This window comes from Pantoea sp. Ep11b (genome assembly GCF_040783975.1).
Classification (GTDB): Bacteria; Pseudomonadota; Gammaproteobacteria; order Enterobacterales; family Enterobacteriaceae; genus Pantoea.
The window spans coordinates 203,749-217,325 of record NZ_CP160631.1; the positions used below are offsets into that span (position 1 = coordinate 203,749).

At 60.2% G+C, this 13,577-nt stretch carries 11 protein-coding genes; 2 read left to right on the top strand and 9 right to left on the bottom strand.

Annotated elements, in window-relative coordinates; translation table 11 throughout:
• Positions 1–14: 14 nt before the first annotated feature.
• Positions 15–1,217 (bottom strand): MFS transporter, encoded by a 1,203-nt coding sequence (locus AB1748_RS01060; protein ID WP_111139301.1) that lies wholly within the window; start codon positions 1,215–1,217, stop codon positions 15–17.
• Positions 1,218–1,311: 94 nt separating this feature from the next.
• Between AB1748_RS01060 and AB1748_RS01065 the strand changes: the two genes are divergently transcribed.
• Complete coding sequence (locus tag AB1748_RS01065) at positions 1,312–2,250, top strand: LysR family transcriptional regulator (RefSeq protein ID WP_367395907.1); 939 nt, start codon at positions 1,312–1,314, stop codon at positions 2,248–2,250.
• Between the two features lie 73 nt (positions 2,251–2,323).
• Here the strand turns inward: AB1748_RS01065 and AB1748_RS01070 are convergent, their stop codons facing one another.
• The 7 genes from AB1748_RS01070 to AB1748_RS01100 all read right to left on the bottom strand — a co-directional run bounded on the left by AB1748_RS01070 (position 2,324) and on the right by AB1748_RS01100 (position 11,242).
• Entirely contained in the window at positions 2,324–2,821 is a 498-nt protein-coding gene (locus AB1748_RS01070) for a TIGR00645 family protein (protein ID WP_111139303.1), read from the bottom strand.
• 54 nt (positions 2,822–2,875) lie between these two features.
• On the bottom strand, positions 2,876–5,551 hold the full coding sequence (gene kdpD, locus AB1748_RS01075) for a two-component system sensor histidine kinase KdpD (protein WP_111139304.1): 2,676 nt from the start codon (positions 5,549–5,551) through the stop codon (positions 2,876–2,878).
• A gap of 16 nt (positions 5,552–5,567) precedes the next feature.
• Entirely contained in the window at positions 5,568–6,134 is a 567-nt protein-coding gene (kdpC, locus tag AB1748_RS01080) for a potassium-transporting ATPase subunit KdpC (protein ID WP_367395908.1), read from the bottom strand.
• 10 nt (positions 6,135–6,144) lie between these two features.
• The gene (gene kdpB, locus AB1748_RS01085; RefSeq protein ID WP_111139306.1) at positions 6,145–8,193 is read right to left on the bottom strand and encodes a potassium-transporting ATPase subunit KdpB; all 2,049 of its coding nucleotides are present in this window, start codon (positions 8,191–8,193) and stop codon (positions 6,145–6,147) included.
• Positions 8,190–9,878 (bottom strand): potassium-transporting ATPase subunit KdpA, encoded by a 1,689-nt coding sequence (gene kdpA / locus AB1748_RS01090; protein ID WP_111139307.1) that lies wholly within the window; start codon positions 9,876–9,878, stop codon positions 8,190–8,192. The genes kdpB and kdpA overlap by 4 nt, the downstream gene beginning before the upstream one ends.
• Positions 9,878–9,967 carry a K(+)-transporting ATPase subunit F gene (kdpF, locus tag AB1748_RS01095; protein ID WP_010253443.1) on the bottom strand — a complete coding sequence of 30 codons (90 nt, stop codon included), beginning with the start codon at positions 9,965–9,967 and terminating at the stop codon, positions 9,878–9,880. Before kdpF ends, kdpA begins: the two co-directional genes overlap by 1 nt.
• A gap of 108 nt (positions 9,968–10,075) precedes the next feature.
• Positions 10,076–11,242, bottom strand: coding sequence for an HD-GYP domain-containing protein (locus AB1748_RS01100; RefSeq protein ID WP_367395909.1), 1,167 nt, complete (start codon positions 11,240–11,242; stop codon positions 10,076–10,078).
• A gap of 253 nt (positions 11,243–11,495) precedes the next feature.
• Here AB1748_RS01100 and AB1748_RS01105 point away from each other — a divergent pair, with 253 nt between their 5' ends.
• Complete coding sequence (locus AB1748_RS01105; RefSeq protein WP_367395910.1) at positions 11,496–12,506, top strand: hypothetical protein; 1,011 nt, start codon at positions 11,496–11,498, stop codon at positions 12,504–12,506.
• A gap of 499 nt (positions 12,507–13,005) precedes the next feature.
• On the opposite strand, the gene AB1748_RS01110 is transcribed toward AB1748_RS01105, so the two are convergent.
• The gene (locus AB1748_RS01110; protein WP_111139310.1) at positions 13,006–13,506 is read right to left on the bottom strand and encodes a GNAT family N-acetyltransferase; all 501 of its coding nucleotides are present in this window, start codon (positions 13,504–13,506) and stop codon (positions 13,006–13,008) included.
• Positions 13,507–13,577: the final 71 nt, after the last annotated feature.

A 13,577-nucleotide genomic window follows, 5' to 3' on the forward strand; every position in this document is an offset into this window, starting at 1 on the left:
GACGGGCGAGACGATCAGTTTTTCAGGTGACGACTGGCGAAACGCACCGCTACACTGGCGGCGCCGGCCAGGGTGGCGAGCGCAACCACTCCATTCCAGCCCCCGTGCGCCAGCGCCAGACTCCCGAGCGCGGCACCGCTGGCCATCCCGATAAACACTACGGTAAACAGCAGCGCGTTGAGACGGCTGCGTGCCTCAGGCGCCAGACCATAGACCAGCGTCTGATGTGCCACCAGCGTAGCCTGCACCCCTAAATCAAACCCGATGGCCGACAGGACGATCAGCGCCAGTTGCGCCGGCACCGGCAGCAGCGGCAGCAGAAACATCAGCGCAAAGGAGAGCGTCACCAGCCCTGCACCCACCAGCGTCACCCGCGCCGGGCCGATGCGGTCAGCGACACTGCCCGCCAGCGGTGCCGCCATTGCACCTGCTGCGCCCGCCAGGCCAAAGGCTCCGGCGATGGCACTGTCGAGATGAAAACGGTCGCTGAGCATCAGCGCCAGCGTCGACCAGAAGGCGCTGAAGGCGACGGAGAGCAGCCCCTGCGCCAGTGCGGCCCGGCGCAGCGTCTGGTGGTGACGCCAGAGATGCACCAGCGACAGCAGCAGACGCGGATAGCTCACCTGGGTGCCCGGCGCGAAGCGTGGCAGAATCCGCCGCAGCGTCAGCGTGATCAGCAGCACCGACAGCGCGGCGATCATATAGAGGGTGCGCCAGCCGAAATACTCCGCCACCACGCCGCTGACGACCCGCGACAGCAGGATCCCCACCAGCAGCCCGGTCATCACCGTACCGACTGTTTTCCCCCGGCTGCGTTCCGGTGCCAGCGCCGCCGAGGCGGGCACAATATCCTGTGCCACGGTGGCGGTCAGGCCGGTCACAAAGCTGGCGATCAGCAGCGCGCTGAGTCCGCCGGAAAAGCCGCACAGCAGCAGCGCCGCCACCAGCAGCAACCCCTTGATGAAGATGATGGTGCGCCGGTCATGACGGTCGCCCAGCGGGGCCAGCAGCAGAATACCCAGCGCATAGCCCGCCTGGGTCAGCATCGGCACCATGCCAACCGCGCCGATCCCCGCATTAAACTGCCGGTTGATGATCTCCAGCATCGGCTGGCTGTAGTAGATCGACGCGACGCTGAGTCCGGCCCCGGCGGCCAGGGTAAACACCAGCGGCGTGGCGAGCGGTTCATTGTGGGAGTGGGTCTGTATTGCTGACATGGTTCTGTTCCTCGCGATTTTCAGCCGCCATTAGAGCGCATCGCGTTTATACGCGGTAGACTGACATCAGGCAAAACCGTTATGCGTGGAGCGTATGAACAACCCGAACAGCAGCGATCGCATCGATCTGATGCAGACCTTTATCCGTATCGTCGAGAGCGGCAGCTTATCCGCCGCCGCCGCCCAGCTCGGCACTACGCAACCCACCGTCAGTCGTCGGCTGCAGTCCCTGGAGCAGCGGCTCGGCCTGAAGCTGATCCTGCGCACCACCCATGCCCTGAAGCTCACCGACGATGGCGAACGCTGCTACGCGCAGGCGCGGGAGCTGCTGGCAACCTGGCATGCGCTGGAGGATGCGCTGACCGATGCCAGTGCCGATCCGGTCGGAACGCTGCGGGTGCGCGCGCCGCACGCCTTTGGTCAGGATCAGCTGATCGCCCCGCTGGTGGATTACCTGAATCGCTATCCCCGGCTCAATATCGAGTGGATGCTGAATGACCGGACGCCGGACTTTATCGCGGAGAACGTTGACTGCGCGATTCAGGTGGGCGCACCAACCGATCCCTCCGTGGTGGCGATTCTGCTGGCCGAGGTGCCGCGCATCGTGGTGGCGGCCCCCTCGCTGCTGGCCCGACAGCCGCCGGTTGAAGCGGTCGGACAGCTGCGCGATCTGCCGTGGCTGGCCCTGACCAGTTTTTACCGCAATGAGGTGGCGCTACAGAGGATTGACGACGGCCAGCCGGTGAACCTGCCGATTACGCCCCGCCTCGCCAGCGACAGCCTCTATGCGGTGCGCAAAGCGGCGCTGGCGGGGATGGGTGCGGCAATTGTCTCCTCCTGGGCGGTGCAGGCGGATCTGGCGGCGGGCAGCCTGGTACAGCTGGTCCCCGCCTGGCAGGCTCCGCCGCTGCCGGTGTGGCTGACCTATCCCTGGGCGAGTTACTACCCGGCCAGGCTGCAGCACTTTTTTACCATGATCAAAGAGGTGATGCCGCAGCTGGCCGGCACACGCCCGGCTTCGCCAGCGGGGTAATCAGAAAGGCAGGAAAACAGGGAGAGGCGGATAAAACAGGTGCCCGCGTCAGCGGGCTACCGGAGGCGTGAGGCTACTTTTTGTCGCTACGCGACAGCTTATCCAGCCAGCCCATCACAAAGGCGGAGAGCACAAAGGTCAGATGGATAATCACGTACCACATCAGCTTGCCGTTATCGACATTGCGCGCTTCCATAAACACCCGCAGCAGGTGAATCGAGGAGATCGCGACGATAGAGGCGGCCACTTTGTTCTTCAGCGAGCCGGAGTCCATCTTGCCCAGCCAGCTCAGCTTCTCTTTATCTTCGTCGATGTCGAGCTTAGAGATGAAGTTCTCATAGCCTGACAGCATCACCATCACCAGCAGGCCGCCCACCAGCGTCATATCCACCAGCGACAGCAGCAACAGGATCAGATCGTTTTCCGCAATGCTGAAAATGTTGGGCAGCAGGTGAAAAATTTCCTGGAAAAATTTAATGGTCAGCGCCAGCAATCCCAGCGAAAGTCCAATGTAAACCGGAGCCAGCAACCAGCGCGATGCATACATCAGGTTTTCGGTAAAACGTTCCATACAATCCCACACGTAATCAGACAGGTCCGGGAGTATAACCGATTCACTGTGAAGTTATTTCAGCCCTTCTTCAGAAATTTCAGGCGCGGGCGGCAGGGGCAGTGAGAGGCGGAAAGCCGCGCCGCCTTCGGCCCGGTTTTCCGCCCAGATCTGCCCGCCGTGGCTTTCGATAATGGTCTTACAGATCGCCAGCCCCAGGCCCACGCCCGGCACCGCCGACTCTTTATCACCGCGTGAGAACTTATCGAATATCCGGCTGAGATCCCCTTCCGCAATGCCCGGTCCGCCGTCCCAGACCGAAATCTCCAGCCGGGTGGCGGCGCGCCAGGCGCGGATACCACGCGGCGCGCAGTTACCGGCATACTTCAGACTGTTCTCGATCAGATTGGTAAAGACGCGCTCCAGCAGCGTGCTGTCGCCCTTAATCAGCACAATGTCATCCGGCAGGTCGAGCTGAACCTCATGCCCTTTCAGCGACGGCGCCATACTGCTCAGCGCGCCGCCGATCACCTCCTCCAGCGCCAGCCACTCTTCCCGCAGATTCAGCCCGCCCGACTGAATGCGGGCCATATCCAGCATGTTGCTGACCAGCCGGATCGTGCTCAGCGTCTGTTCGCGGATCTGACTCGCCTGCGGCACATACTTTGAGTTGTCACCGGCAAGGTCGAGCATCAGCATCTCCGCCTGACCAAACAGCACGGTCAGCGGCGTGCGCAGGTCGTGTGACAGCGCCGACAGCAGGGCGTTACGCAGCTGCTCCCGCTCGGCCGCAAGCCGGGAGGCCGCCTCGCTGTGCGACAGCGCCATCCGCTCCAGGGCGTTGGCGATCAGCACCGTGAAGGTCTCCACCAGCCGCTGCTGCTCGGGGATCATCAGCTGCCGCAGGTTCTGCGGCTCCACCACCAGCAGGCCACGGCAGTGTGCGCCGCTTTTCAGCGGCAGGATCTGATAAGGCACCGCCGGTAAGGTGTCGGTGCCCGCGCCCGCCGGCTGGCCTTTGCTGTAGCTCCATTTGGCAATTGCCCGATCCGGCTCGCTGGTCGGCAGTGCCTCGCCCACCGGCTGCAGCTCACCCTGCTCATCCGGCAGCAGCAGCAGGCAGCGCGCCTGCAGCGTGGCGTCAAGCACCCGCTGGCTGGTGGCAGCAATATCCTGCGGCGTTAACGCGCTGCCCAGCGATTTCGCCATCTCATAGAGCTGACGCGCCCGCTGCTCACGGTAACGGGCGACTCGTGCCTGATAGCGCACGCCCGCCGTCAGATTACCGACGATCACCCCCACCGCCAGCATCACACCGAAGGTCACCAGATATTGCAGGTCGGAAACCGCCACCGTGCCGGTCGGCGCGACAAAGAAGAGGTCAAAGGCGACGATATTCATCACCGTGGCGATCACCGAGGGCCAGCGGCCATAGCGCAGCGCCACGATCACCACCGCCAGCAGATAGATCATCACACAGTTGGCGGGATCGAAGTTGATCAGGACGGATTGCCCGGCGGCGGTAACGACGATGCAGAGCACCAGTGCCATCATCACGCCGCGCAGCTGCACCCGCCATTTTTCGCTGGTGGCACGGCCATCCGGCAGCGGATGCGGCGCATCCTTAAGCGGCTCATCCAGCGCCACCACCAGCAGATCGAGATCCGGCCCCAGCTGACCCAGCCGTTCGGCAAAACTGTCACGCCGCCAGCGCCGCAGCGGACGACGGCCGGTGACAATTTTGCCCAGGTTGTGCTCGCGGGCGTAGCCCAGCACCGCCTCCGCCTCATCCGGCTCCGAGAGCGTGGCGGTTTCCGCGCCCAGCTCCTGCGCCAGCTGCAGGGTGCGCAGAATGGCCCGTCGCCGGGCTTCCGGCAGCCGGTGCAGCCGGGGCGTTTCGACGTAGACCGCATGCCACTCGCTGCCGAGCCGGGCGGCCAGCCGGGCAGCGGTGCGCACCAGCTTTTCACTGCCGCTGTCGTCGCCAATGCAGAGCAGGATCGCGTCGCGGGTGTGCCAGACGCGATCCCGGCCCTGCTGGTCACGCCAGGCACGCATCTGATCGTCCACCCGATCGGCCGTGCGGCGCAGGGCCAGCTCACGCAGGGCGAACAGGTTGCCTTTGCGGAAGAAGTTTTCGATGGCGCGCTCCGCACGGTCGCCAATATAGACCTTGCCCTCTTTCAGACGCTGACGCAGATCGTCGGGCGGCAGATCGACCAGCACCACCTCGTCGGCGCTGTCGAAGAAAGGATCGGGCACGGTTTCCCGCACCTGAATGCCGGTCACGCCGCCGACCACATCGTTGAGGCTTTCCAGATGCTGCACATTCACGGTGGTCAGGACGTCGATGCCCGCCTCCAGCAGCTCCTCGATATCCTGCCAGCGCTTGGGATGACGCGATCCCTGAACGTTGGTGTGCGCCAGCTCATCCATCAGGATCACCGCCGGATGGCGGGCCAGCGCGGCATCCAGATCGAACTCCGCATGGCGTGAACGCCCGGTCGCACGACGCGGCAGCAGGGTTAACCCTGTCAGCAGCTGGGCGGTTTCCGGTCGCTCATGGGTCTCAACCACCCCGATCAGGACATCCAGCCCCTGCGCACGCAGCCGCTGTGCCTCCTGCAGCATGGCGTAGGTTTTGCCCACGCCCGCACAGGCACCAAAGTAGATTTTCAGCCGTCCGCGATGCGTTTCGCGGTTAGCCTGCAGCAGCGCGTCAGGATCGGGACGCTGAGGTTCGTGGTTCATCGCTTTCTTAACACCCTTACAGTTCGTTGAGCGCCATATTCAGCTGCAATACGTTGACGGTCGGCGTCCCCAGGAAGGGCATCAGCGGACGGTTCGTCATCTTCTCAATCAGCGCCTCCACCTGCGGCAATGGCAGCTGGCGGCTGGCGGCGACACGGGGTGCCTGCCACAGGGCAGCCTGCGCCGAAATGTCGGGGTCCAGGCCGCTGGCGGAGGCGGTGACCAGCTCAACCGGCACCGCCGCAGACGCCTGCGGATTGGCGGCCCGCAGTGCTGCAACGCGCTCCGCCACCGCTTTATCCAGCGCCGGATTGCTGGCGGCCAGATTGCTGCCGCCGGAGGAGAGCGGGTTATAGGGCTTATCGCTGGTGGCGGAAGGACGGCCCCAGAAATCGCCGGGCCGGGTAAAGTTCTGGCCAATCAGCGCTGACCCGCGGGCGGCCCCCTCCTCTTCCAGCAGCGAGCCGCCAGCCTGGAAGGGAAACAGCCACTGCGCCAGTCCGGTAGTGAGGAAAGGATAAACCACACCGGTAGCCAGTGTAAGCAGCAACAGCAGTAAAACGGCCGGACGTAACTGACTCATTTCTCTCTCCTCAGGCCATGCCTGATAACACTAACAGCAGATCGATCGCTTTGATGCCGACGAACGGCACCAGCAGACCACCCAGACCGTAAATCAGCAGATTGCGGCGCAACAGAGCGGCGGCGCTGAGCGGGCGATAGCTCACGCCTTTCAGGGCCAGCGGGATCAGGAAAACAATCACCAGCGCGTTAAAGATCACCGCCGACAGAATGGCGCTGGCGGGCGAGTGCAGCTGCATCACGTTGAGCATGTTGAGCTGCGGATAGGTCGCCGCAAAGGCCGCCGGAATAATGGCGAAATATTTCGCCACGTCATTGGCGATACTGAAGGTGGTCAGCGAACCGCGCGTCATCAGCATCTGTTTACCGATGTGCACCACCTCCAGCAGCTTGGTCGGGTTCGAGTCGAGATCAACCATGTTGCCCGCCTCTTTTGCCGCCTGCGTACCTGAGTTCATCGCCACCGCCACATCCGCCTGCGCCAGGGCTGGCGCATCGTTGGTGCCGTCACCGGTCATCGCCACTAACCGTCCCTCTGACTGATACTGACGAATCAGCGCCAGCTTCGCTTCCGGCGTCGCCTCAGAGAGGAAATCATCCACGCCCGCTTCTGCAGCAATCGCGGCGGCGGTCAGCGGGTTATCGCCGGTGATCATTACCGTTTTAATGCCCATTTTGCGCAGCTCGGCAAAGCGCTCTTTGATGCCGCCTTTCACAATATCTTTCAGCGCCACCACGCCCAGCACATTCGCGCCCTCGGCCACCACCAGCGGCGTTCCGCCGGTACGGGCGACCTCTTCCACCTGAGCGTTAACCTCGGCAGGGAAGCGGCCCTGATTCGCTTCGATGTGGCGACGCACCGCATCCACCGCGCCCTTGCGGATCAGGCGATCCTGTACGTTGACGCCGCTCATGCGGGTCTGGGCGGAGAACGGAATAAAGCTGGCCCCCATGCTGCTGAGATCGCGCTCGCGCAGATTAAACTGCTGTTTCGCCAGCACCACGATGCTGCGGCCTTCCGGCGTCTCATCGGCCAGCGAGGCGAGCTGCGCGGCGTCGGCCAGCTGCTCTTCGCTGACGCCCGGCGCGGGCAGGAACTGCGTTGCCTGACGGTTGCCGAGCGTGATGGTGCCGGTTTTATCCAGCATCAGAACATCCACATCCCCTGCGGCTTCGACCGCGCGGCCACTGGTGGCGATCACGTTGGCCCCCAGCATCCGGCTCATGCCCGCCACGCCAATCGCCGACAGCAGGCCCCCGATGGTGGTCGGGATCAGGCAGACCAGCAGCGCCACCAGCACCGTCACGCTGACCGGCGTGCCGCCCCAGGCTGAGAATGGCCAGAGCGTCACGGTCGCCAGCAGGAACACGATGGTCAGTGAGACCAGCAGAATGGTCAGGGCGATCTCATTGGGTGTTTTACGGCGTTTCGCGCCCTCGACCATCGCGATCATCCGGTCAAGGAAGGTTTCGCCCGGGTTGGCGCTACAGGTGATCACCAGCCAGTCTGAGAGAATACGGGTCCCGCCGGTGACGGAGGCGAAGTCCCCGCCCGATTCACGGATCACCGGTGCAGACTCACCGGTAATGGCGCTCTCATCCACCGAGGCGCCGCCCTCCACGACTTCACCGTCGCAGGGGATGATATCGCCCGCTTCCACCAGCACCGCGTCGCCTTTACGCAGCTGGTCGGCACCCACCTGCTGCCACTCAGCGCCATAGCGCGCCGCCGCAAGTTTTTTAGCAAAGCTGGTCTTTTTTACCCCTTTCAGGCTGCTGGCCTGGGCCTTACTGCGCCCTTCGGCCAGCGCCTCCGCCAGGTTGGCGAACAGCACGGTAAACCAGAGCCAGAGCGCGATCGCGCCGGTAAAGCTGGCGCTGCCGCCGACACGGCCAGCCAGCATCGCCAGCGCCAGCAGCGAGGTCAGAATGCTGCCGAGGTAGACCACAAACATCACCGGGTTACGAAACTGTACCCGCGGATCGAGCTTTTTCACCGCATCCCAGGCCGAGGTGCGCAGCAGGGCTGCGTCAAATAATGCCTGTTGTTGACGACTCATGAGGATTGTCCCTGAACAAGTTGCAGATGCTCAGCCACCGGGCCGAGGGCCAGAGCAGGAATAAAGGTCAGTGCACCCACCAGCAGAACGGTGCCGATCAGCAGCGCAATAAACAGCGGGCCGTGCGTCGGCAGCGTGCCGTTACCCACCGGCTGCACTTTTTTCACCGCCATCGCCCCGGCAATCGCCATCACCGGGATGATGATGCCGAAGCGGCCCAGCAGCATGCAGACGGCCAGTAACAGGTTCCAGAATGGGGTGTTAGCACTCAGTCCGGCAAAGGCACTGCCGTTGTTGTTGGCCGCCGAGGAGACCGCGTAGAGCACCTCGCTGAAGCCGTGAATGCCAGGATTCGCCATGGCGCTGCGTCCGGCGTCCGTCATCATCGCCAGCGCGGTGCCGATCAGCACCAGCGCCGGAGTGACCAGAATCGCCAGCGCGGTCATCTTCATCTCCCACACATCGACTTTTTTGCCCAGGAACTCCGGGGTTCGGCCAATCATCAGCCCGGCGATAAACACCGCCAGCAGCACAAACAGCAGCATCCCGTAGAGGCCCGCACCGACACCGCCAAATACCACCTCGCCCAGCTGCATCAGCCACATCGGCACCATCCCGCCCAGCGCGGTAAAGGAGTCGTGCATGGCGTTCACCGCGCCGCAGGAAGCTGCCGTCGTAATCACTGCAAACAGGCTGCTGTTGAGGATGCCGAAGCGCGTCTCTTTGCCTTCCATGTTGGCGGCGCTGTCTGCGCCCATCTGCAGGAAGTGCGGATTGCCCTGCAGTTCAGCCCACATCACCACCGCCACGGCCGCGACAAACATCAGCGTCATCGCCCAGAGCAGCATGTGGCCCTGACGGCGGTCACGCACGCTTTCACCGAACGCGAAGCAGAGCGCCGCCGGGATCAGAAAGATGCTGAGCATCTGCACCAGGTTAGTCAGCACGGTCGGGTTCTCAAACGGATGGGCAGAGTTGGCGTTGAAGAAGCCTCCTCCGTTGGTGCCCAGCATTTTGATCGCCTCCTGCGATGCCACCGGCCCCATCGACAGCGTCTGCTGCACCCCTTCCAGCGTGGTGAAGTTGTGGTAGGGCGCAAAGTTCTGAATGCTGCCCTGGCTGACAAAGAACAGCGCCATCAGCAGGCTGATGGGCAGTAAGACGTAGAGCGTGATGCGCGTCAGGTCGCGCCAGGCGTTACCCAGCGAAGCCGAGCTGCGATTCGCGAAGCCGCGGATCAGGGCAAACGCCACGGCGATACCGGTCGCGGCAGAGAGGAAGTTCTGCACCGTCAGGCCCACCATCTGACTGAAATAGCTCAGGGTGCTTTCGCCGCTGTAGGACTGCCAGTTGGTGTTGGTCACGAAGCTCACAGCGGTGTTCAGCGCCAGATGCCAGCTCAGGCCCGGCAGCTGCTGGGGATTCAGCGGCAGCGAACCCTGCATCAGCAGGATAGCCAGCAGCAGCACAAAGCCCAGCGCATTGAACAGCAGGATCGCCAGCAGATAGTGCGGCCAGCGCATCTCCGACTGCTGCGCGCCCAGCAGTCGCCACAGTGGCGCTTCCAGACGGGCAAAGAGCGGTTTGTCCGCCACCAGGGATGCCAGCCCCCGACCCAGCGGTTGCGCCAGCAGCATCAGCAGCACCAGATAGAATGCGATGAGTAAGAAAGCATTGGCCGCCATCAGAAGGCCTCCGCATTTAACAGGGCATAGATCAGATAGCCCAGTAACAACACCACCAGCACGATGCCGGTTATTACGCCCACGCTCACAGGAACCTCCAGAGGATTGGATTTATGGCTTAGCTTGCGCGGCGGCGTATAAAGAAGGGGTTAAAATGCAGCGGGCGGGCGTAAAAATAGTGTAAAAATGGCGAAAAATCAGGCGACTTCCAGCGCCCAGATGCGGTTCAGATCGACGTTGCTCCAGAGCGTGCTGTCTTCAGCGCCCACAATGCTGTCGGTGCAGAAACTGTCACCCAGGTCGAGCTCCTCCGGTTTCACCTCACGCTGAGCATGCAGCGACCAGAAGACATGCACACAGGGACGCATCAGCGACTTTTCACCCGCTTTCACCACCAGCGCCACCCGGCCGGAGGCCAGACGCACCAGCGAGCCCACCGGATAGATGCCGATAGTGCGGATAAAGGTGTGCAGCAGGCCCGGATCGAAGTGGCCGCGCCAGCTCAGCATCTGATGCATCGCCTCTGCCGGTGTCCAGCCGTTACGGTAGGCGCGGGTCGAGGTCACGGCATCATAGACGTCACACACCGCCGACATGCGGGCGTAGAGCGAAATTGCCTCACCTTTCAGCCCATGCGGATAGCCGCTACCATCATATTTTTCATGATGATGCAGGGCGATATCGATCAGATCGCTGTCGGCGTTGCACTCGATCAGGATCTGCGCGCCCACCACCGGATGCTGACGCATCACTCTCAGCTCCTCTTCCTCCAGCCTGCCGGCTTTATTCAGGATCGCCAGCGGCACGGCGGCTTTACCGACGTCATGCAGTAAACCGCCCATGCCAACCCGGCGCAATGCACGCTCCTCCAGACCCAGTTTTTTACCCAGCGCAATCATGAGTCCGCAGACCGCCATCGAATGCAGATAGGTATAGTCATCATGATTTTTAAGCCGTGCCACGCTGAGCATGGCGGAGGGTTCACGCGTAATGGAACCGGCGATCTCATCCACCAGCTCCATCATGTAATCCAGTTTCAGGCTGTTACCCAGCCGGGCCTCATTGAACATCGCCTGTATTTTGGGTTTGCCCTGCTGAAAGATCTGCTGTGCCTGATCCAGCTCCTGAAAAAATGGCGTCCGGGCGACAGGTTTCGTGGCGTTCGGGGTCGCGATCGGCGCCTGCACCGATCGATCGAGATCGATCCAGAGCTGACGGATCCCTTCATTGCGTAACAGGTCAATTTGTCGTGGATCGGCGATCAGCATCTGATTATGAATGCGCTGGTCCTTTATCCACCAGACTTCCAGCTTGTGGATAAACATACCCGGACGCAGTTCATCGATAGTAATCAGCTTTATCACGCTATCACTCCTTACTCTCTGCGGGTGGTAAGGTGATATCGGCAGCTGGACAAATTTTCTTCAGGCTGTTTTATGCTAAGCAGGTGGCCGGTTGTGTGGTCAGAGGAGCGCGCGGCGACGGCGCTGCTTATAGCGGGCGATTTTTTTGCCAGGCACTCCGGAATTACTTATATTTGTCAGCAGGACGTTTACTAAACAGTGGTACTGAAAAGTCTGCCCTTATCCACTGTTTTCAACGATGGAGAAAGGAATCATGGCGCAGCCTTCAGCTCCCGGATATTGCATTGTAGAACGCCCCGGAACACTGGAATATCAGGCGCGGGAATTGTTCAGAAATACCCGTTCACCGGCCACCAGCCTGTTTATGACACTGAATGCGGATACACCCTATCTCAAACCAGGGCAAATCCTTATTGTGGCAGATCCTGAAGCACCAGACTCGCTTAACAGACAGCTCCTGATGAATCTCAGACAGGCAAAGAGTAAAACTAATGCAGCATTGGTTGGCGTGAACGGCGATGACGCTGGCTTTATGCAAAAACATTATGGAATGATTGCGGCATTAACGGGGGCCGGAGATAAAATTTTTAGCACAGCAGGCGATGCCGGTGAAAAATATTTTAATGCCATTGAGCAAATCCTGAGAAAAATTGAAGCCAGCTACCAGAATCAGTTTCGCACACAGGGGGCCCTGATCGGCCAGCAGTTTTATACAGAACGCAATCAGCTACTGCATCAACTAAAAGAACTGGTCAATAAGCCGCTATTAAAATCCCTTACGCGGCATACTGTCAAATTCAAACAGTATGACAATATGAAGCGGGCATTAAATCTCTCCTCCCGTTCGATTGTTCATGAGTGGTCCACTTCTGGAATAGGCGGTATTCCGGGATATTCATACTATGTCGGCAATGCGGCCAGAGCCGCGCGTTATTTAAAACGGGGTGGATTGATCGGGATTGGTTTCTCCTTTGCAGCAACGACTAATGATGTGATGCAGGCCTGCAGCAAAGGGCGCGAGGAAGAGTGTGAAAAAATTGCTGTCAGAAGCTATTCAAAATTCGCCATTACCACTGGCGGTGGAATGCTGGGGGGTGTATGGGGTAGCTCTGCTGCATTAGCTGGCTGTGCAGCAATTGGCATAGCAACAGCGGGTGCTGGCGGGGTTGCATGTGCAGTTGTAGGATCTGTTGCCGGTGGATATGCTGTCAGCTCAGGTGTCGATGCTATACTTAATAAAGTCTTAGAATATTATGATCAATAATAAATTTCTGGCCGATATATCGTTATTTTTTGGTGGATTAGGCTGCTGCCTTTTACTGCTGTCACTTGTAATTTATTTATTTAACAGGCAGGATTATTTTAATCTGGTCTCCTCTTACAGAGAGAAACACACTTTACCAGGTCCATGCGCCTTTTATTATATGACAGGCTTCTTTGGCGTTTTTCCGCTCTTACAATTCTTCATAAAATTGAGCAAAAAAAAGAAAATAAAATTCGTCGCTCGCACCGATCCCGGTTACGATTTCTTTGACGAAGAAAAAAACAAGATCCATACGTGGATGAAAATTTATTCTTTTCTGTGGTTCGCCGCAACAGTGTGTTATATCCTCTTTGCTGTTTCCGGGCTACTTCTATCTTAAATTCTGTGCAGGCATCAGTAAGAAAGCCTGCACAGATATTTTAAAAAGCCGTTAATCCTGAAAGGTAACTAAAAAAAGCCAGTGGTTTAATGCGGAGCGGCAGCGCCGCCGCTCCGTTTCTCATTTCTCGTGCAGCAGCTTCGCCATGATCACCACATCACGTAACTGACCATCGCGCAGGGCAGCCTCACGCATTACCCCTTCCCGCTCGAAGCCCAGCCGCTCATAGAGCCGCAGCGCCCGGTCGTTATCGTGAAATACCTCCAGCTCCATGCGGGTAATGCCCAGCCAGTTGCGGGCATAGTCGAGCGCGGTGCGGATCAGACGCTCACCAACGCCGCGTCCGGCAAAATCGGGATGCACACCCAGTCCGAAGCTGATGCAGTGACGGGTGCGCGGCTTGTTATTCACAAACAGCGTCAGCTCACCGGCCAGCGCGCCCTCGATCTCTGCAACGAAAGCGATAAACCCTTCGGCATCCATTCTGTCGAATTTTTTCTCCCAGGTGGCCACGCTGGGAAACGGCAGTTGCAGCGTCCAGGGATAGACATCGGGATGACTGTATAGCCGTTGATAGGCCGCTGCGTCCTGCGGTTCCCGTGCCCGAATGGTGATTTCCATATTTTCTCCTTTTAGCTCAACTGGGTTCATGCACTAAGCTGTAGCTCTTTACCGGACGGAAAGAGTATCGC

Coding starts and splice junctions, on each gene's coding strand:
- AB1748_RS01060 (WP_111139301.1), bottom strand. CDS start 1,217: ATGTCAGCAATACAGACCCACTCCCACAATGAACCGCTCGCCACGCCG.
- AB1748_RS01065 (WP_367395907.1), top strand. CDS start 1,312: ATGAACAACCCGAACAGCAGCGATCGCATCGATCTGATGCAGACCTTT.
- AB1748_RS01070 (WP_111139303.1), bottom strand. CDS start 2,821: ATGGAACGTTTTACCGAAAACCTGATGTATGCATCGCGCTGGTTGCTG.
- kdpD (WP_111139304.1), bottom strand. CDS start 5,551: ATGAACCACGAACCTCAGCGTCCCGATCCTGACGCGCTGCTGCAGGCT.
- kdpC (WP_367395908.1), bottom strand. CDS start 6,134: ATGAGTCAGTTACGTCCGGCCGTTTTACTGCTGTTGCTGCTTACACTG.
- kdpB (WP_111139306.1), bottom strand. CDS start 8,193: ATGAGTCGTCAACAACAGGCATTATTTGACGCAGCCCTGCTGCGCACC.
- kdpA (WP_111139307.1), bottom strand. CDS start 9,878: ATGGCGGCCAATGCTTTCTTACTCATCGCATTCTATCTGGTGCTGCTG.
- AB1748_RS01105 (WP_367395910.1), top strand. CDS start 11,496: ATGGCGCAGCCTTCAGCTCCCGGATATTGCATTGTAGAACGCCCCGGA.
- AB1748_RS01110 (WP_111139310.1), bottom strand. CDS start 13,506: ATGGAAATCACCATTCGGGCACGGGAACCGCAGGACGCAGCGGCCTAT.